Genomic DNA, 16,292 nt, shown 5'->3' on the forward strand with positions numbered 1-16,292 from the left:
GGGAGTGGATGCGCCCACCTACACGGGAGCCACCGGCCCGGCCGCCTCCGACACTCGCGGCAGGCGGACGATGAACGTCGTCCCCTCCTCCTGCGTCGAGCGCGCCTCGACCGTGCTGCCGTGCGAGGCGACGATCTGCTGGACGATGAAGAGGCCCAGCCCCAGCCCGGAGTGTGAGGACTTCTCTCCCTGCCTTCCGCGGCGGAAGGGCTCGAAGAGGACGGGCAGCACCTCCGCCGGAACGGGGGGCCCGTGGTTGTGCACCTCCAGGCGGACGAACTTCTCCTCGCCGTGGAGCGAGAGCGTCACGGGCGTGCCCGCGGGGCTGTAGTCCAGGGCGTTCTTCACCAGGTTGCCGACGAGCTGGGCCACCCTGTCCGGGTCCACCTCCGCGTGGAGGTCGCCGTCCTCACGCAGCACCAGCTCTCGCGTCGGGTGGAGCGCCTTCATCTCGTCGAGGAGGCGGCGGCAGAGCTGCCCCAGGTGCGTGGAGCGGAGGGTGATGGGAATCCCGCCTCCCAGCCGCCCCCGTGTGAAGTCGAGCAGGTCCGCGATCATCCGCCCCATCCGCTCGGCACTGGTGGCGATGCGCTGGGCGGAACGGGTGGCGCGCTCCGAAAGTCCCGCCTCGCGCAGGAGGCCCTGCGCGGACATCAGGATGACGTTGAGCGGATTGCGCAGGTCATGGCTGACGATGCCCAGGAAGCGCTCGCGAAACTCCGCGGCCTGGCGCACCTTCTCCTCCTGCTGCTTGCGCTCGGTGATGTCCATGACGATGCAGCCCAGCCCGAGCACCCGGCCCCGTGGCATGCGCACCGGAAAGAAGTCCGCCAGCCAGTGGTGGGAGACACCCGGCGCGCTGGCCGTGATGTCGGTGAACTCGACGCCCCGCAGCGCCTCCCCCGTGGCCAGCACCTGCCGCAACAGGGGCGCGATGAGGCCCGCCCTGTCCGGGATGACCTCGTCCACCGTCCGTCCCAGGTGCGCCTGCACGGGCAGGCCGTTGGCGGTGGCCATCGCCTCGTTGAGGCGCACGTAGCGCAGGTCGGTGTCGAGCAGGGCCACGGGAATGGGCGCGCCGGCCACCAGGGCGTCCATCTGCGCCAGCGCCTCCTCCGCTCGCTTCTGCTCCGTCAGGTCCCCCACCGACACCACGCCCAGGATGATGCGCCCCTGGCTGTCGCGGATGGGCGCCGCGGACAGGTGCAGGACGCTCCACGTCCCATCCCCACGTTTGTAATGTACCTCCTCCCGCTCGACGCGCTCCCCCTTCTGGATGGCACGCACCATGGGGTACTCCTCCGGAGCGAAGGGCCGCCCATCCGGGTGGTGGACGGCGTACTGGCCGTACTCGCTCATGTCCGAGGCGGCGCGGAAGGGGTGGCCCAGGGTCTCGGCCACCTGCCGGTTGCCATAGATGAGCTTGCCGCTCGGGGCCTCCGCGAGGAAGACGGCCGTCGGCATCTGCTCGAGCACGGCGGTGAGCAGCTCCTGCTGCGCCCTCAGCTGCGTATTGGCCTCGCGAAGCTCCTCGAAGAGGAGGGCCCGGTCGAGGATGCCGGCGAGGTGCTCCACCAGCGTCTCCAGGTAGCGCCAGGCCTGGGGCTCGAAGCTGCGCGTCTGCTTCACCCCGACCCAGAGGACGCCCAGCAACTTGCCATGGGGCCACAGCCGCAGGCCCAGCAGCGAGTGCAGGCCGCTGGCCCCCACCTCGTCCCGGATGGCCCCGCGCGCGGGCACCGCATCCGGCAGGTAGAGGGGCTCCTCGGACTTCGCCACCTCGGCGAGGAAGGAAGGCGCGTCCAGCGGCACCGAGGCCTCCGCCGGGGGTGGAGGGCAGACCCCGGTGACCGCGACGGACTCCAGCCGCGTCCCGCTGACGTCCACCAGCAGCAGCTCCGCCCCGTCCGCGCCCAGGGCCTCCTGGATGACTTCCACCAGGGGCATGAGGCGCTCGCGCAGGGCCACGGGGTTTTCCGCGCGCCCCAGCGACTCCGGTGCGAGCGCGTCCAGGCGCCGCAGGGTGCGCTTCTCGCGCTGCCGATCCTCCAGGGAGTAGCCGCTGAACGTGACGACCACCTGGTCCAACGCGTCCTGGAGCTGCGCGAAGAGAAGCCCCGTGTCCTCGGCCGTGGGTTGCTCCTCGCGCGGAAGCGCCTCCCACAGCGAGGAGATGAGGCGCCCCAGGAGGACGTACTCGCTCGTCGCATCCTCCTGGTGGTAGCCGTGCCGCAGGCGCAGGGCGATGTGCGTCTCCTGCAGGCGCTTCTTCGTCTTCGCCAGCGCTCCCCGGTCGCCTTCGCGACCGAGGGTGGCCAGCGTCGCGAGGTACTCGGGCAGGTTGTCGATGAGCTCGTAGCGCTTGAGCCCCCTGGCGGACTCCAGCTTGCCCGCCTCCTGGACGAAGCGCTCGACGAGTGACGCCCGGTGGTTCTCGATAAAATCTGCAACCTTGGGCATACGGACTGGGCACTCAGGGTGCGAACGCGGCTCGCCACCGGCCAGCGTCACTCCCTCTGTTACGACCCTGGTGAACATTCCTTCGGGATGTCCAGAAGCAGCGCACGTCCGCACACTTCACTTCTGGACGTCCAGAAGGGGGGAGCGCCAGCAAGGACAGGCCGCCCTCCTCGAGCAGCACCCTCCCGGGTGACGCACTCCGGGCCTGCGCCCCTCCCCACCCGCGGTGGGGAGAGGAAAGGCCGGGTTTCAGCTCATGTCGCCCGGTATCGCGTGCGGTGCAGGGCTCGTAGGATGAGGAGCAAGACGCACGCGCCTACGAAGGCGACGATGATGGTGGAGACGATGCCGCTTCCAGGTGCGCCTACGCCGAGCGCCCGGAAGAGCCAGCCACCCAGAAACGCGCCGACGATACCGATGACGATGTCTCCGACGAGGCCGTAGCCGCCCCCCACCACCGCCGAGGCGAGCCAACCCGCGATGAGACCCACGACGAGCCAGACGACGAGTGTTTCAATGCTCATGTGAAGTACCCCCCCAAGTGGGACTCCCCCAGAGGTAAGCACCCGAATTACAGGCACCGAGGAACGGGCAGGCAGGGGAGCGCCGCATCGTCCGCCCGCCCGAGCCCTCAGGAGGAGCGGCGGGACTCCACGCCCGTCGGTCCAGCGATCAGCAGCTCGGAGGTCAGACCGATGAACAGCCCATGCGCCATGATGCCGGCTCGCGCATCCAGCCGCACGGCCAGCTCCTCCGGGTGCTTGAGGGGTCCGAAGGCGCAGTCGAGGATGAAGTTGCCCTGGTCGGTCCGATAGGGCGAGCCGTCGCGGCCCTCGCGCCGGGTGATGCGCGCCCCCAGCCCCTCCAGGAAGAGCGCCTGCGAGCGCCAACCAAAGGGCAGCACCTCCACCGGCACCGGCCAGCGCGTCCCCAACCGGGGCGACAGCTTGCCCACGTCCACCACGATGAGCTCCCGCCGGCTCGCCTCGGCGACGATCTTCTCCCGCAGCAGCGCCCCTCCCCCTCCTTTGATGAGGCGCAGCGCCGGATCCACCTCGTCCGCCCCGTCGATGGTGAGGTCCACCACCGGGTGCTCCTCCAGGGTGGTGAGGGGCACTCCCAACGAGCGCGCCAGGGCCTCCGTCTCCACCGACGTGGGCACGCCCACCACGTCGGTCAGCTTCCCCTCCGCGCGCAGGGCCGCCAGCCGGCGCACCACGAAGGCCGCGGTGCTGCCCGTGCCGAGCCCCACCACCATGCCCGGTTGGATGGCGTCCACCGCGCGCTCGGCGGCCAGACGCTTGAAGCGGACGACGTCACCCTCCTCGGACGTGGACATCTCGTCCATGAGGGTGTGCACCCCGCGTGGGGTGCGCAGGCATGTGCGTGGGAGTCCGAAAGCGGGCTGGGAGGCGACCGGACCCCCGCGTACTGGAAGCCGAGCCACCTGCCCCGTGCTTGTGGGCCCTGGTGCCGCGCTCCAGCTTTGGAGGATTCAGGAGGAGTCGAGACATGAGGATGCGGCGGCACCTGTGGGGAATCAGTCTGGGCGTGGCCCTGAGCTGCGGAGCGGCCTGGGCGCGGGACACGGGCACGAAGCAGGAGCAGCACGAAGGCGTGCGGTTGGGAGAAGCCTCCGAGGATCAGATCGGCTTCACCCAGCAGGTGGCCTTCCTGGACCAGACGCAGATCGCCCTGGGCAAGCTCGCGCTGGAGCAGTCCAAGGACCCCAGCGTGCGCGCCTTCGCGCAGCGGCTGATCCAAGAGCACCAGCAGCACCTCCAGAGCCTCCAGACCTTCGCCGAGGCCAACACGCTGAACCTGGCCCTGGTGGACCTCGGCGCGGCGGACATGGCCATGGGAGGCTCGGGCCCCGTGGACGGAGCCGCTGGGGGGGAGCTGGAGGAGCGCACCGTGAAGTACCAGGACGCGTACCTCCAGCAGGTGAACGCCTTCACCACGCTGCGCAGCCAGCTGTCGCAGCTCCAGGGCCGGGACTTCGACAGGGCCTTCCTCGAGCAGGTGTCGAGCTACCAGAAGCAGGGCCAGAAGCTCGTCAACACGGGCCTGAGCAGGTTCCGTGAGGACACCGCCTTCTCCGTGCTCCTCGGGCGACTCGTGCCCGTGCTCCAGCGCCACCAGAACGAGGCCCAGTCGATGGTGAAGGCGCTCGACTCGACGCAGCCGTGAGCGCGTTGACGGCGCCGTGAGCCCAGGCCCACGGCGCCGCTCCACGTCCGAGCGCCCTACCTCAGGCGAGCACCTGACCGCCGGTGACGCCGAGGATCTCCCCGTTGACGTAGCGCGACTCGTCCGAGGCGAGGAACACGAACGAGGGCGCGAGTTCCACCGGCTGCGCGGGCCGACCCATGGGCGAGCTCTTGCCGAAGTTCTTCACCTTCTCGGCGTCGAAGGACTGGGGGATGAGCGGCGTCCACACGGGCCCTGGGGCCACGGAATTGACGCGGATGCCGCGCTCGATGAGCTCCTGCGCCAGCCCCTTGGTGAAGGTGACGATGGCGCCCTTGGTGCACGCGTAGTCGAGGATGCCTGGATTGGGCTGGTAGGCCTGGATGGAGGCCACGTTGATGATGGAAGCCCCGGGCTTCATGTGCGGCAGCGCGTAGCGCACCAGGTGGAACATCGCGAGGATGTTGGTGCGGAAGGTGCGCTCGATGCGCTCGGCCGTGAGCTCCTCGAACTTCTCCACGCTCTTGCCCTGCCAGGCCGCGTTGTTGACGAGCACGTCGATGCGGCCGAAGCGCTTCACCGTGTCCTCGATGAGCCTGCGGCAGACGCTCTCGTCGGTGAGATCCCCCTTGAAGGAGATGACCTGGTGGCCGGAGTCCTCCACCACGCGCCGGGTCACCTCGGCGTCCGGATCCTCATTGAGGTAGCCGAAGGCCACGTCGGCGCCCTCGCGGGCGAAGGCGAGGCACACAGCGCGGCCGATGCCACTGTCTCCACCGGTGACGAGTGCCACCCTGCCCTTCAGCCGGCCGAGCCCCTTGTAGGAGTCGAGGCCGTAGTCCGGCTCGGGCGTCATCTGCGTTTCGAGGCCAGGTGCGGACTGCTCCTGTCCGGGCAGAGGGGGCTTGGGTCCTGCTTCGCGCGGATTCTTCTGGGCCATGGATGGGTGTCCTCCGGTTGCCTACCCTGCCCAGGGTGGGGAGGACACCGACGCACGGCAACCAGCGAGGAGGGAGCCCTCGGCGGCAAGGCGGGCGACTTCAGGGAGTGACCGAGACCTCGACATCCTCGGAGTGGAACAGGCCCCCGGTGCAGCGCGCCACGCCGGTGCAGGTGAGCACCTCGGCCGGCGCGGTGCCGCTCAGGCGCAGGATGTACTTGCTCTCGACGGTGCCACCGGGCACCTCCACCTGGGCCGAGTTGCCCTCCTGCCGCACGGGGAGCGCGGCCGCGGGGCGGCCATTGATGGGAATGAGGCTGGCCTCGACAGTGCCCTGGAGCGTGTCGGACTCGGGGAGCCACACATAGGTATAGGTCTGCCCGCGCCGCAGCGTGTCGGGCGCGCCACTGGAGCGCAGGAAGCTCCGCTTGGCCTTGGCGTCGTGGAGGACGAGCAGCACGGAGTGGGTGGCGTCCTGGAGGATGACGCGGAGGTCCTCGGTGGGCTCGTCGCGCCACTGCGCGGGGTCGAAGTCGAAGGTGGCGCGCGGGGGCTCGCACACCTCGCGTCCGCCGACGCCGGTGTCGGGGACGCCTCCGGGCTCGAGCTTCATGGGCTGGCCATTCAAGGTGGCGGTGACGCCCTCGGCGAGCCGGGCACAGGTGGAGCCCGCGGAGAACACCACGGTGACGCGGTGGGCGCCCACGGTCGAGTCCCGCTCCAGCGAGTCCACGTCCGTGAGGGTGAGCTGGAGGGAGCGGCCCTCGAGGTCGGCGAGGGTGACGGGCTCGGCCACGGTGCGGCCACAGCCAGCGAGGAGCCCCAGCGTGGCGAGCGCGCCCACAGCGCAGCGGAGAGACGAAGCGGAAGCCATCGGGGCACCCTACCACCGCCTCCGGGGATGGCTCGGTTCGCGGCACCGGCTCTCCCGGTCGCCGGGCATCCAGGCCTTGATGGGCCCGCCGCGCGAGGCCAACATCGGAGAGCGGATGCTCCACCGACACCGAGGAGGCAATGTGGCTGGCCGTGTTCTCCATATGGCGGCGGGAAACCTCTATGGAGGCGTGGAGACCTTCCTCGTCACGCTGGCGAAGTCCCCCCGGCGGCTGGAGCACCGCTTCGCGCTCTTCTTCGAGGGCCGGCTGGCCTCGGAGCTGCGAGCGGCGGGAGCCTCCGTGGAGGTGCTCGGCCCGGCGCGGCTGGGACGGCCGTGGACGCTCGTGGGCCCTCAGCTCCGGCTGCGCCGGCTCGTGTCTTCGTGGCGTCCGGACCTGGTGCTCTCCCACTCCACGTGGCTGAAGGCCGCCGCGGCCCCGGCGCTGCTCGGCCAGCGACAGGCCCTCTTCCTGCACGGCCCACTCGCGCCCGGCTTCGCGTTGGATCGCCTGCTGACGTGGCTCCCACCGGACGCGCTCCTGGCCAACTCGGGCTTCACGGCCGCGTCCGCGTCCACCCTGCTGCCCGGACTCACGCCGCTCGTCACCGGCTGCCCCGTCGAGGACCGGACGCCAGTGGAGCCCGGGGTGCGGCTCGCCGTGCGCCAGGAGCTGGCCGTGGCCGAGGGCACCCCGGTCGTCATCCAGGTGAGCCGCCTGGAGGCATGGAAGGGTCAGGAGCTGCTGCTGGAGGCGCTCTCGCGATTGCCTCGCGAGCAGGACTGGGCCTGCTGGGTGGTGGGCGGCGCTCAACGCCCCGAGGAGCAGGCCCTGCTGGCCCGCCTGCGGACGCAAGCGGACGCGCGGGGACTGTCCGAGCGGGTGCGCTTCCTTGGCCAGCGCTCCGACGTCCCGAGGCTGCTCACCGCGGCCGACATCTTCTGCCAGCCCAACCTCGGGCCCGAGCCCTTCGGCATCGTCTTCGTCGAGGCCATGCTCGCGAGCCTGCCCGTGCTGACGACGGACATGGGTGGGGCCCGGGAGATCGTCGATGAGAGCTGTGGCGCCCGGGTGCCGCCCCATGCGGACGCGGTCGCCGAGGTGCTCGCGCGGTGGGTGGCGCACCCCGAGCAGCGGCGGGCCCTGGGAAGCGCTGGCCGCCAGCGCGCGGAGGCGCTCTACCTTCCCTCCGTCCGAGTGCGCGTGCTGGAGGACGCGCTGGAGCGCGCGATGCGGCCCTGAAGCGGGCTCAGCGCTCGGCCAGCTTCTGCTCCAGCCGGGCCTTCACCTCGGGCCACTCGGTGTCGACGAAGCCGTAGTACGCCGAGTCGCGCACCACCCCGCCGCGCACCAGCATGTGGTGGCGGAGGATGCCCTCGAAGCGCCCGCCGATGCGCTCGATGGCCGCCCGCGAGCGCACGTTGCGCCGGTCCGTCTTGAGCTGCACCCGCATCACCTTCAGCTCCTCGAAGGCGTGGCGCAGCAGCAGGTACTTGCACTCGGTGTTCACCCGCGAGCGCCACACCCGCCTGGCCAACCACGTGCTGCCAATCTCCAGGGTGCGGTGCTTGCGCTGGATGTCCAGGTAGCGCGTGCTGCCCACGGGCGTGCCCGTCTCCTTGTCGAGGATGACGAAGGGACGCTCCACCCCGCGCTCGGCCGCCTCCAGCGCGTCGGAGATGTACGCCTCCACGTCCTGGGGCGTGCGCAGCACGACGTTGAAATGCTCGAAGATGTCGGGCTCGACCACGGCGGCGAGCGCGGGCGCGTGGCTCAAGGCCAGCGGCTCCAGGCGCACCGCGCGCCCCTCCAGCGCCACGGGAGACACGAGGAGGGGCGTGGGCTCACGGTAGAGGACGGGGTCGTTCTCGGTGCTCATGGGACTCCGGGGTGTAGCCCCTTCCCCGGAGTTTGCAACCTGAGTCCACCCGCGCTCAGAAGTAGCGCTTGCGCTTGCTGCTCGGGAGGATGTTGAGCACCTCGCGGTACTTGGCCACCGTGCGCCGGGCGATCTCCGTGCCCTGCGCCTTGAGCAGCTCGACGATCTTCTGGTCCGAGTATGGGTTGCGCGGGTCTTCCTGCGACACGAGCTGCTTGATGTGGTGCTTCACCGCCTCGCTCGCCGTGTCCTCGCCGGACACGCGGGCAATGGACGAGTTGAAGAAGTACTTCAGCTCGAAGATGCCCTGCGGGGTGTGCACGTACTTGCTCGTCGTCACGCGCGACACCGTGGACTCGTGCATGCCGATGTCCTCGGCCACGTCCCGGAGGATGAGCGGCTTGAGGTGGGCGATGCCCTTGTCCAGGAAGTCCTTCTGGAACTTCACGATGCTCTCGGTGACCTTGTAGATGGTGCGCTGGCGCTGGTGGATGGAGCGGATGAGCCACTGCGCGCTGCGCAGCTTCTCCTGGATGAACTCCTTCGTCTGCCCCGGCCCCACCCCGCCCGTCTTCAGCGCGTTGCGGTACATGCCCGAGATGCGCAGCTTGGACAGGCCATCGTCGTTGAGCACCACCGTGTAGTCGTCCTCGCTCAGCTTGTAGACGAACACGTCGGGGGTGATGTACTGCGCGTCGTCCCCGCTGAAGTTGCGGCCCGGCTTCGGGTCCAGCTTCGGCAGCAGCTTGGACGCCTCCACCACCTCCTCGAGCGTCACCTTCAAGTCCTTCGCGATGGCCGGAAGGTTCTTGCTCTCGAGGTACTTCATGTGGCGCTTGATGATGAGGCCCAGCAGCGACGCGTGCTTGTCCTTGAGCGCGGCCACCTGGATGAGCAGGCACTCCTGCAGGTCCCGCGCGGCGCAGCCCTTGGGCTCCAGGTTCTGGATGCGGCGCAGCGTGCGTTCGGCCACCGACATGGGCACGTCCGCCTCGTTGGCCAGGCGGATGAGCGGGTCTCCCTCCACGTCGTCCAGCGTCAGGTACCCGTCGTGGTTCAGGTTGCCGAGGATGAGCATGCCCACGCGCCGCTCGGCCTCGTTGAGCCGCAGCGTGCCGAGCTGCTCCTGGAGGTGGTCGACCAGGTCCTCCTTCTCCACGAGGTTGGCCTCAAAGGAGGGCATGTCCTCGGTGGACACGTTGCCCTTGTTGGAGGCGGTCGTCGGCTCGTTGAACTGGTAGCTGTTGAGGTAGGCCTCCCAGTCGATCTCCGGCGGCCCATCCCCATCGGCCTTGAACTCCGGCGCCGCGTCCGGCGTGCGGTTGTCCGCGATGTCGGGGGGAATCTCGGTGTTCGCCGCCTCCATCGAGGCCTCGCCCGGCTCCTTGCCCGCAGTGTCGCCAAAGGGCGTCTCGTCCGGCTGCTCCAGCAGCGGGTTCTGGTCCATCTCCTCCCGGACCTGCTCCAGCAGCTCCATCCGGGAGAGTTGCAGCAGCTTGATGGCCTGCTGCAGCTGGGGCGTCATCACCAGCTGCTGCGACAGCTTCAGGCTCTGCTTGAGTTCCATCGCCATTCGGAGGTCTCCCGACCAGATCAACAATCCCCTCGACGGCCAACCCGCCATCAAGGACCGTGCCAAAGTAACAAGGGCCTCTGACTTCGTCCAGTGTCCGAGAGTCCGGCCTGCACTTTGCATTGTGTGAATTTCTTCTTTTATTCCAAAGGCTTACACAGCCTCACCCGCACCGGAGACGTTCAACAATGGACGTGGACGGGGACAGTCCCGGGGGGCGAGGGCCCTTCCCCGGACGCAATCTAGGGCCGGTTTCTCGGGCTTCAAACCGACTGCAAGCGGAATCGCTCACCGAGGTACACCGCGCGCGCCCGGGCCGAGGCCGCAATCTGCTCCGGCGTGCCCTCTTCCAGGATTTGACCCTGTGCGATGATGTAGGCGCGGTCGCAGATGCCCAGGGTGTCCTGGACGTTGTGGTCGGTGATGAGGACGCCCAGCCCGCGCGACTTCAGGTGGGCGATCTGCCGCTGGAGGTCCCCCACGTTGATGGGGTCCACGCCGGCGAAGGGCTCGTCGAAGAGGATGAAGCGGGGGTTGGGGATGAGCGAGCGAGCAATCTCGGCGCGGCGGCGCTCGCCCCCGGAGAGCGTCTCGCCGAGCGAGTCGGCCACATGGCCCAGGCCGAACTCCTCCAGCAGCTCGCTGGCACGCCGCTCGCGGGCGGCCACGTCCAGGCCCTTCTGCAGTTCCAGCACGGCCAGGAAGTTCTGGCGCACGGTGAGCTTGCGGAAGATGGAGGCCTCCTGGGGGAGGTAGCCCAGGCCGCGGCGGGAGCGTCGGTGCATGGGCAGGTGGGTGAGATCCTCCCCCTCCACGCGCACCCGGCCGGCGTCGGGCCGCACCAGGCCCACCACCATGTTGAAGCTGGTCGTCTTGCCCGCGCCATTGGGACCGAGCAGCCCCACCACCTCGCCCTGGGCGACGTGGAAGGACACACCTCGGACCACCTGGCGCCGCCGGAAGGTCTTCTCCAGGCCCTCGGCCCACAACCGCCCGCTCATGGTTGCTTCGTACCCCCGCTCTTCGTGTTGCCCGGTGCACTGCCCGGGTTGCCCTTCCCCTCGCCCTTGCGCTGCTGCTCGCGGAGCGGGGCCGTCTCGACGGTGATGACGGCGTTCTCCACCTCGAAATTCTCGTTGCCCAGCGTCATGCGCACCCTGGTGCCCCGCAGGTGCGTCGTGGGATCGCGCGCCTCGGGGTTGCCCGTCAGCACCAACACCCCGGTGGGTACGTTGAATTCGGCCCGCTCTCCTTTTGCCGTCCGCACGCCGTCCACCGCGCGCACATTGCCCACACAGTCCGAGCGCGTCACCTCACCGGCGCTGTTGTAGGAGGCGATCATCTTGTCGCACCGCAGGTCCATCGTCCGGTGCTTCACCACCACGTCGCCCGTGAAGACGGCCTGGGAGGGCGTGCCGGAGACCCGCCGGGCGGAGATCTCCGCCGGGGTGGACGGCGCGGGGGACTCCCTGCCACCGCCCTTGCGCCGCTGCGCCAGAGGGGCCGCATCGGCGGTGACGACGGCGTTCTCCACCTCGTAGTTCCGGGTGCCCAGCGTCAGGCGCACCTGGGAGCCCCGGAGGCGCGTCTTCGCATCCCTCGCCTCGGGGTTGCCCGTCACCACCAGCACCCCGGCGGGCACGTCGAAGTCGGCCCGCTCGCCCTGGGCGGTGCGCTCGCCGTCCACCGCGCGCACGTTGCCCACGCACTCCACCCGCGTCACCTCGCGCGGGCCGTTGTAGTGGGCGATCATCTCGTCGCACCGCAGGTCCATCGTCCGGTGCTTCACCACCACGTTGCCCGTGAAGTTGGCCTGGCTGCGCGAGCCAGACACCAGCTTGGAGGAGATCTCCACCGGGGCGCTCAGCTGGGGGGCCCGCGACTGGGTGGAGGGGCGAGCCCCCGCGTCGGGGGCGCCCGCGGCCGGCTTCACCGGCTGGCCCGCGAAGAAGGCCATCACGAGGTACTCAATCACGCGTGGCTCCCAGGACGGTCTGCACCGACTGCTCCGAGCCCTCGAAGGTGTAGCGCCCGTCGGGCAGGGACACCCAGTAGGTGTCCGCCGTGAGGCGATAGTCCGGCCCCTTCACCTGCACGCCCTCGGTGCCCCGCACGGACTGTTCGGCCCCGTCATAGGTGGCCCGGGGCGTGCGCGCCACCACCCCGGAGGAGGTACGCACCTCCACGTCGCCCGAGGCCACCATCCGCTGCGTGCCCAGGTTGCCCTCCATGAGCCGCGCGCGCACCGTCGTGTCGCCCGACCCGCCCTGCCCCGGGTGCTTGTCCAGCACGCGCAGGGTGGCCTGGGTGGCGCTGAGGTCGCCCGTGCGGTGGTAGGTCGCCTGCTCGGCCTGCCCCGTCATGGCCAGGGTGCTGCCCTCGTACGAGCGCAGCTGCACCCCCTGCATCACCACGGCGGGCGGCTCGGAGGCACCGCCGGGCACCGGATTCGGCGTGCAGGCCGCCAGGAGGGCGAGGAGGCTGGCTGGAAGAAGGGAACGAGGCACGGGGCCACTCTCTATCACTGGGTCGGTGGAGGCGCTCCTGCCGCGAGCACGCCCGCCGGCTCGGGAGGGCGCGTCTTCCAACGCTGGTGCATCCACACCCATTGCTCCGGGGCCCGGCGGATGGCCGCCTCTATCCTCTGCGAGAGAGCGGCCGTGAGGGCCAGGGCATCGGCCTCGCGGTCCTCGCTCGCCCGCCAGGGCACCTCCTCCATCCACAACCGGTAGCCGTCGCCCTCGCGCTGGCAGAAGCCCACCACCACCGCCGCGCCCGTGCGCAGCGCCAGGTCCGCCGCCGCCCGGGGCGTGGCCGCCAGCTCTCCGAAGAAGGGCACGAAGAGGGACTGCACCTTCGTGTCCTGGTCGATGAGCAGCCCGAGGATCTCCCCGGACTTGAGGGCGCGCAGCATGGCCCGCGCCGCCCCCTCCTGGCCGCGCCAGATGCTGCGCACCCCGCCGAGGGCCCGGAAGCGCTCGACGAGCGCGGTGAGCCTCGGGTCGGTGGTCTCCTTGGCGATGCTCTGGCTGGGGTAGCCCGCCCGCGCCACCCGCCGGGCCAGCAACTCCCAGTTGCCCACATGGCCGGAGATGAAGACGACGCCCTTGCCTCGGGCGAGCGCCGCGTCCAGGACGCCCCGGTCCTCCGGCGACCAGTGCACCAGGCGCTCGAGCTGCCGGTCCATGGCGGCGGTGGCCCCCACCTCGAAGGCGGCCATGCCCAGGTGGCGGAAGGAGGCGCGGGCCAGGGCATGCCGCTCCGCGTCGGACTTCTCCGGGAAGGCCCGGGCCAGGGACTTCAAGGCCTTACGGCGCTCCCCACCGGCCACGGCGAAGGCGAACCGGCCGAAACCGGCCCCCAACCCCCGGGCAAGCCCCAGCGGCAGGCCGCCGACGATGGCCAGTGCCGCACGGACGAGCAGGTAGCGGAGGAAACGCTTGAGACGCTTTGCTAAGGGAGGGCGCTCCACGAGCGTTTCCATATCCCATGCGCGAATACAACTTCGACGGCATCGTCGGTCCCACCCACAATTACGGCGGTCTCTCGCCCGGCAACCTGGCGTCCACCATCCACGGGGGCGAGGTGAGCCACCCCCGCGAAGCCGCCCTCCAGGGCCTGGAGAAGATGCGCTTCGTGGCGGGCCTCGGGGTGGGCCAGGCCGTGCTGCCGCCCCAGCCGAGGCCCTCGCTGAAGGCACTGCGCGCCCTGGGCTTCACCGGCACGGACGAGGAGGTCATCACCCGGGCCGGGCGCGAGGCCGAGCACCTGCTGCGGCTCACCTCCAGCTCCGCCGCCATGTGGACGGCGAACGCGGCCACGGGGGCGCCCTCGGAGGACACGGCGGACGGGCGGATGCACCTGACGCCGGCCAACCTCCAGCAGATGTTCCACCGGGCGCTGGAGGCGGAGACGACGCACTCGGTGCTGCGCTCCATCTTCGCGGACGAGCAACACTTCGCCATCCACGCCCCGCTGCCCGGTGGCGGGCATTTCGCGGACGAGGGCGCGGCCAACCACACCCGGCTCTCCACCCCCGGGCACAAGGGCGTGCACCTGCTCGCCTGGGGTCGGAGCGCGTGGCGGGATGACGTGCGCCACCCCACCCGCTTCCCCGCCCGGCAGACGTTCGAGGCCAGCCAGGCGCTGGCGCGGCTCCACAAGTTGGACCCGGCGCAGGTGCTGCTGCCGCAGCAGGCCCCCGAGGGCATCGACGCGGGCGCCTTCCACACGGACGTGATGGCGGTGGGCAACGGCAGCTTCCTCATGCTGCACGAGCTGGCCTTCGTGGACCCCCAGGGGCTGCTGAAGACGCTGCGCGAGAAGCTCGGCGAGGGCTTCACCTACGCACTGGCCACCGCCGAGGAGCTGCCCCCGCGCGACGCGGTGAAGGCCTACCCGTTCAACTCGCAGGTGCTGACGCTGCCGGACGGCACCATGGCCATCGTCGCGCCGGAGGAGGCGCGGGAGACGGAGCCGGCGCGGCGCTTCCTGGAGCGCGTGGTGGCCGAGAACAACCCGGTGAAGCGCGTCTATTACCTCGACGTGCGCCAGTCGATGAACAACGGCGGCGGCCCGGCGTGCCTGCGCCAGCGCGTGTGGCTCACCGACACGGAGCGCGCCGCGGTGAAGGCCAACGTCTTCTACACCCCGGAGCTGCACGAGGCACTCGCCACCTGGGTGAAGCGGCACTACCGCGAGGACCTGCGCGCCAACAAGGACCTGGCGGATCCGCAGCTGGCCCGCGAGACGATGACGGCGCTCGACGAGCTCACGCGCATCCTCAACCTGGGCAGCGTCTACGACTTCCAGAAGTGAGACGTGGGAGCGTAGGCTCCTCCCGCTCTCACACGCTGGAGGAGTCCTTGGCGCGACGGGTCCCGGTGCTGACGCTGCTATTGGCCATGGAGTTGGGCTGCGGGAGCACCTGGGCCCGGTCCAGTGGCGTCGAAGTGCCGTTGCACAGGGACCTGATGGGGCTCAACAAGCCACCTACGTGCACGCTCGAAACATCGGAGTGGAGGAAGCGTTGCAATCGAGAGGGCTTCGGCCACCCCAACATCTGCCCTAAAGGATGCCCGCTGTCGGAGCTAGAAACGGATGAGGATTCTCAGGATGAGGATTCTCAGCAGGAGTGACGCCTCCCATGAAATGGCACGTGCTCCTGGTCGTCCTCCCCTGTGTCCTTCTCCCACTTCCGTTGGTGGGGCTCGTCTTCATGACGCTGTGGCAGCCAGCCACGCCGACAACTCGGGAGACGAACCTGATTCCCGTGCTCTCCGAGGATGTACGGAGGGCCCTGCAGACCTATGAGCGGGTCTGCGACACCGATGCGGACTGTGACTCACCCCTCGGCTGCTTGTTCGTCGAGAGCGAACTGAGCTTCTACTGCACGGACAGCACATGCATGGAGGACAAGGATTGCGCGACGGGCTTCGCATGCCTTCCCGTCAAGACCCGGAGCGGAAAGGCCCTGGTCCGCAGGTGCTCGCTCTTGGGAGACCGGAAGGAGGGGGAGCGGTGTGACGTGCTCGCGCGCTCCCTTCGTCTCGGCTGCGCGCGGGGTCTCCTCTGTCAGGCGGGATGGTGCGGTCGTCCCTGCCGGCTGGATGAACCCTCGAGCTGCCCCGCCGGCTTCTCCTGTTCCGAGGGGCGCGATGGCCCTCCCTCCTGCCTGCCTACGTGCGAGGGCCGTCCCTGCCCTGACGGCCAACAATGCCTTCCATACAAGAACGGCGCCTCCATTTGCAGGCAGATGTTGGGCCCGGATTGCCGGAAGAATCCCTGTCCCAAGGACCAGCTTTGCCGGGTCATGGCACCTCCCCAGCGCCCCTGGGAGGTGCGGACGGAATGCCGTCAGTTGTGTGACAAGAACTTTTCGTGTCCTGCGGGGGCCGTTTGCATTCGCTACGAATGCCGGAAGACGTGCGCTCCCCAAAACCCCTCCACCTGCGGGCCCGGGCTCACCTGTGGGCAGCACGACCCCTCGGATCCCTGGTACTGCCTTCCGGGGTAGCGTTCCAGGCTCAGCGCCCGAAGCCCACAACGTCTCGCACTACGGAAACGTCACGCCCGAGAGGGTGGCCGTCCGCGTCCCGCTCTCATCCCAGAGCTTGAGCAGGTAGGGGCCTGGGGCGATGCTTCCGGGCAACTCCACCTCCACCAGTACACGAAGCTCACTGCCTGGAGCGAGGGCCTCCCTGGGCCACACCTGTGCGTCCCACCGTCCGCCCGGGCCCACCACTTGCGCGTGCGTGGGGGTCCAGGGTCGGGTCCCCCGGTTCGTGAGGCCCAGTTCCACCGCCAGCCGCGTCACCGGAGCGAGTCTCTCCCCGCCCGTGGCGCGGTAGCTCGCCACTTCCTGCATGGTGAAGG

At 69.8% G+C, this 16,292-nt stretch carries 16 protein-coding genes; 3 read left to right on the top strand and 13 right to left on the bottom strand.

The window, feature by feature from the left end:
- Window positions 1–18: 18 nt before the first annotated feature.
- From VF697_RS42570 to rpiA, 3 genes are all read right to left on the bottom strand, one after another.
- Window positions 19–2,460, bottom strand: coding sequence for a PAS domain-containing protein (locus VF697_RS42570; protein WP_331104383.1), 2,442 nt, complete (start codon window positions 2,458–2,460; stop codon window positions 19–21).
- Between the two features lie 254 nt (window positions 2,461–2,714).
- Window positions 2,715–2,984, bottom strand: coding sequence for a GlsB/YeaQ/YmgE family stress response membrane protein (locus VF697_RS42575; protein ID WP_331104385.1), 270 nt, complete (start codon window positions 2,982–2,984; stop codon window positions 2,715–2,717).
- A gap of 107 nt (window positions 2,985–3,091) precedes the next feature.
- Window positions 3,092–3,808, bottom strand: a complete 717-nt coding sequence (gene rpiA / locus VF697_RS42580; protein WP_331104387.1) for a ribose-5-phosphate isomerase RpiA — start codon at window positions 3,806–3,808, stop codon at window positions 3,092–3,094.
- Window positions 3,809–3,972: 164 nt separating this feature from the next.
- Between rpiA and VF697_RS42585 the strand changes: the two genes are divergently transcribed.
- Window positions 3,973–4,650 (top strand): DUF4142 domain-containing protein, encoded by a 678-nt coding sequence (locus VF697_RS42585; protein WP_331104389.1) that lies wholly within the window; start codon window positions 3,973–3,975, stop codon window positions 4,648–4,650.
- A gap of 61 nt (window positions 4,651–4,711) precedes the next feature.
- Here the strand turns inward: VF697_RS42585 and VF697_RS42590 are convergent, their stop codons facing one another.
- Window positions 4,712–5,590: an SDR family oxidoreductase gene (locus VF697_RS42590; RefSeq protein WP_331104390.1), complete on the bottom strand. Its 879-nt coding sequence runs from the start codon at window positions 5,588–5,590 to the stop codon at window positions 4,712–4,714.
- 100 nt (window positions 5,591–5,690) lie between these two features.
- Window positions 5,691–6,464 carry a hypothetical protein gene (locus VF697_RS42595; RefSeq protein ID WP_331104392.1) on the bottom strand — a complete coding sequence of 258 codons (774 nt, stop codon included), beginning with the start codon at window positions 6,462–6,464 and terminating at the stop codon, window positions 5,691–5,693.
- Window positions 6,465–6,606: 142 nt separating this feature from the next.
- Here VF697_RS42595 and VF697_RS42600 point away from each other — a divergent pair, with 142 nt between their 5' ends.
- Window positions 6,607–7,707 (top strand): glycosyltransferase, encoded by a 1,101-nt coding sequence (locus VF697_RS42600; RefSeq protein WP_331104394.1) that lies wholly within the window; start codon window positions 6,607–6,609, stop codon window positions 7,705–7,707.
- 7 nt (window positions 7,708–7,714) lie between these two features.
- Here VF697_RS42600 and VF697_RS42605 read toward each other — a convergent pair whose 3' ends face one another.
- The 6 genes from VF697_RS42605 to VF697_RS42630 all read right to left on the bottom strand — a co-directional run bounded on the left by VF697_RS42605 (window position 7,715) and on the right by VF697_RS42630 (window position 13,389).
- Window positions 7,715–8,344 carry a GNAT family N-acetyltransferase gene (locus tag VF697_RS42605; RefSeq protein WP_331104397.1) on the bottom strand — a complete coding sequence of 210 codons (630 nt, stop codon included), beginning with the start codon at window positions 8,342–8,344 and terminating at the stop codon, window positions 7,715–7,717.
- A 55-nt stretch (window positions 8,345–8,399) separates the two neighbouring features.
- Window positions 8,400–9,917 (bottom strand): RNA polymerase factor sigma-54, encoded by a 1,518-nt coding sequence (gene rpoN, locus VF697_RS42610; protein WP_331104399.1) that lies wholly within the window; start codon window positions 9,915–9,917, stop codon window positions 8,400–8,402.
- A gap of 263 nt (window positions 9,918–10,180) precedes the next feature.
- The gene (gene lptB, locus VF697_RS42615; protein ID WP_331104401.1) at window positions 10,181–10,918 is read right to left on the bottom strand and encodes an LPS export ABC transporter ATP-binding protein; all 738 of its coding nucleotides are present in this window, start codon (window positions 10,916–10,918) and stop codon (window positions 10,181–10,183) included.
- Window positions 10,915–11,892, bottom strand: a complete 978-nt coding sequence (locus tag VF697_RS42620; RefSeq protein WP_331104403.1) for an LptA/OstA family protein — start codon at window positions 11,890–11,892, stop codon at window positions 10,915–10,917. The genes lptB and VF697_RS42620 overlap by 4 nt, the downstream gene beginning before the upstream one ends.
- Window positions 11,885–12,424 (bottom strand): hypothetical protein, encoded by a 540-nt coding sequence (locus tag VF697_RS42625; RefSeq protein WP_331104405.1) that lies wholly within the window; start codon window positions 12,422–12,424, stop codon window positions 11,885–11,887. The genes VF697_RS42620 and VF697_RS42625 overlap by 8 nt, the downstream gene beginning before the upstream one ends.
- Window positions 12,425–12,438: 14 nt before the next feature.
- On the bottom strand, window positions 12,439–13,389 hold the full coding sequence (locus tag VF697_RS42630; protein ID WP_414641470.1) for a lysophospholipid acyltransferase family protein: 951 nt from the start codon (window positions 13,387–13,389) through the stop codon (window positions 12,439–12,441).
- A gap of 17 nt (window positions 13,390–13,406) precedes the next feature.
- On the opposite strand from VF697_RS42630, the gene astB reads away from it, so the two are divergent.
- On the top strand, window positions 13,407–14,735 hold the full coding sequence (gene astB / locus VF697_RS42635; protein WP_331104409.1) for an N-succinylarginine dihydrolase: 1,329 nt from the start codon (window positions 13,407–13,409) through the stop codon (window positions 14,733–14,735).
- 28 nt (window positions 14,736–14,763) lie between these two features.
- Here the strand turns inward: astB and VF697_RS42640 are convergent, their stop codons facing one another.
- Window positions 14,764–14,901, bottom strand: a complete 138-nt coding sequence (locus VF697_RS42640; RefSeq protein WP_331104411.1) for a hypothetical protein — start codon at window positions 14,899–14,901, stop codon at window positions 14,764–14,766.
- Window positions 14,902–15,972: 1,071 nt separating this feature from the next.
- The coding region (locus VF697_RS42645) for a DUF2381 family protein (protein ID WP_331104412.1) at window positions 15,973–16,292 on the bottom strand (320 nt) is incomplete at its 5' end.

The sequence above is a fragment of the Archangium sp. genome (assembly GCF_036388035.1).
In the GTDB taxonomy this organism is placed as follows: Bacteria; Myxococcota; Myxococcia; order Myxococcales; family Myxococcaceae; genus Archangium.

Bases quoted from the DNA above. Each gene is read 5' to 3' on its own strand.
- VF697_RS42595 (WP_331104392.1), bottom strand. From the start codon at position 6,464: ATGGCTTCCGCTTCGTCTCTCCGCTGCGCTGTGGGCGCGCTCGCCACG.
- VF697_RS42590 (WP_331104390.1), bottom strand. From the start codon at position 5,590: ATGGCCCAGAAGAATCCGCGCGAAGCAGGACCCAAGCCCCCTCTGCCC.
- rpoN (WP_331104399.1), bottom strand. From the start codon at position 9,917: ATGGCGATGGAACTCAAGCAGAGCCTGAAGCTGTCGCAGCAGCTGGTG.
- VF697_RS42585 (WP_331104389.1), top strand. From the start codon at position 3,973: ATGAGGATGCGGCGGCACCTGTGGGGAATCAGTCTGGGCGTGGCCCTG.
- astB (WP_331104409.1), top strand. From the start codon at position 13,407: ATGCGCGAATACAACTTCGACGGCATCGTCGGTCCCACCCACAATTAC.
- VF697_RS42575 (WP_331104385.1), bottom strand. From the start codon at position 2,984: ATGAGCATTGAAACACTCGTCGTCTGGCTCGTCGTGGGTCTCATCGCG.
- VF697_RS42570 (WP_331104383.1), bottom strand. From the start codon at position 2,460: ATGCCCAAGGTTGCAGATTTTATCGAGAACCACCGGGCGTCACTCGTC.
- rpiA (WP_331104387.1), bottom strand. From the start codon at position 3,808: ATGGACGAGATGTCCACGTCCGAGGAGGGTGACGTCGTCCGCTTCAAG.
- VF697_RS42605 (WP_331104397.1), bottom strand. From the start codon at position 8,344: ATGAGCACCGAGAACGACCCCGTCCTCTACCGTGAGCCCACGCCCCTC.
- lptB (WP_331104401.1), bottom strand. From the start codon at position 10,918: ATGAGCGGGCGGTTGTGGGCCGAGGGCCTGGAGAAGACCTTCCGGCGG.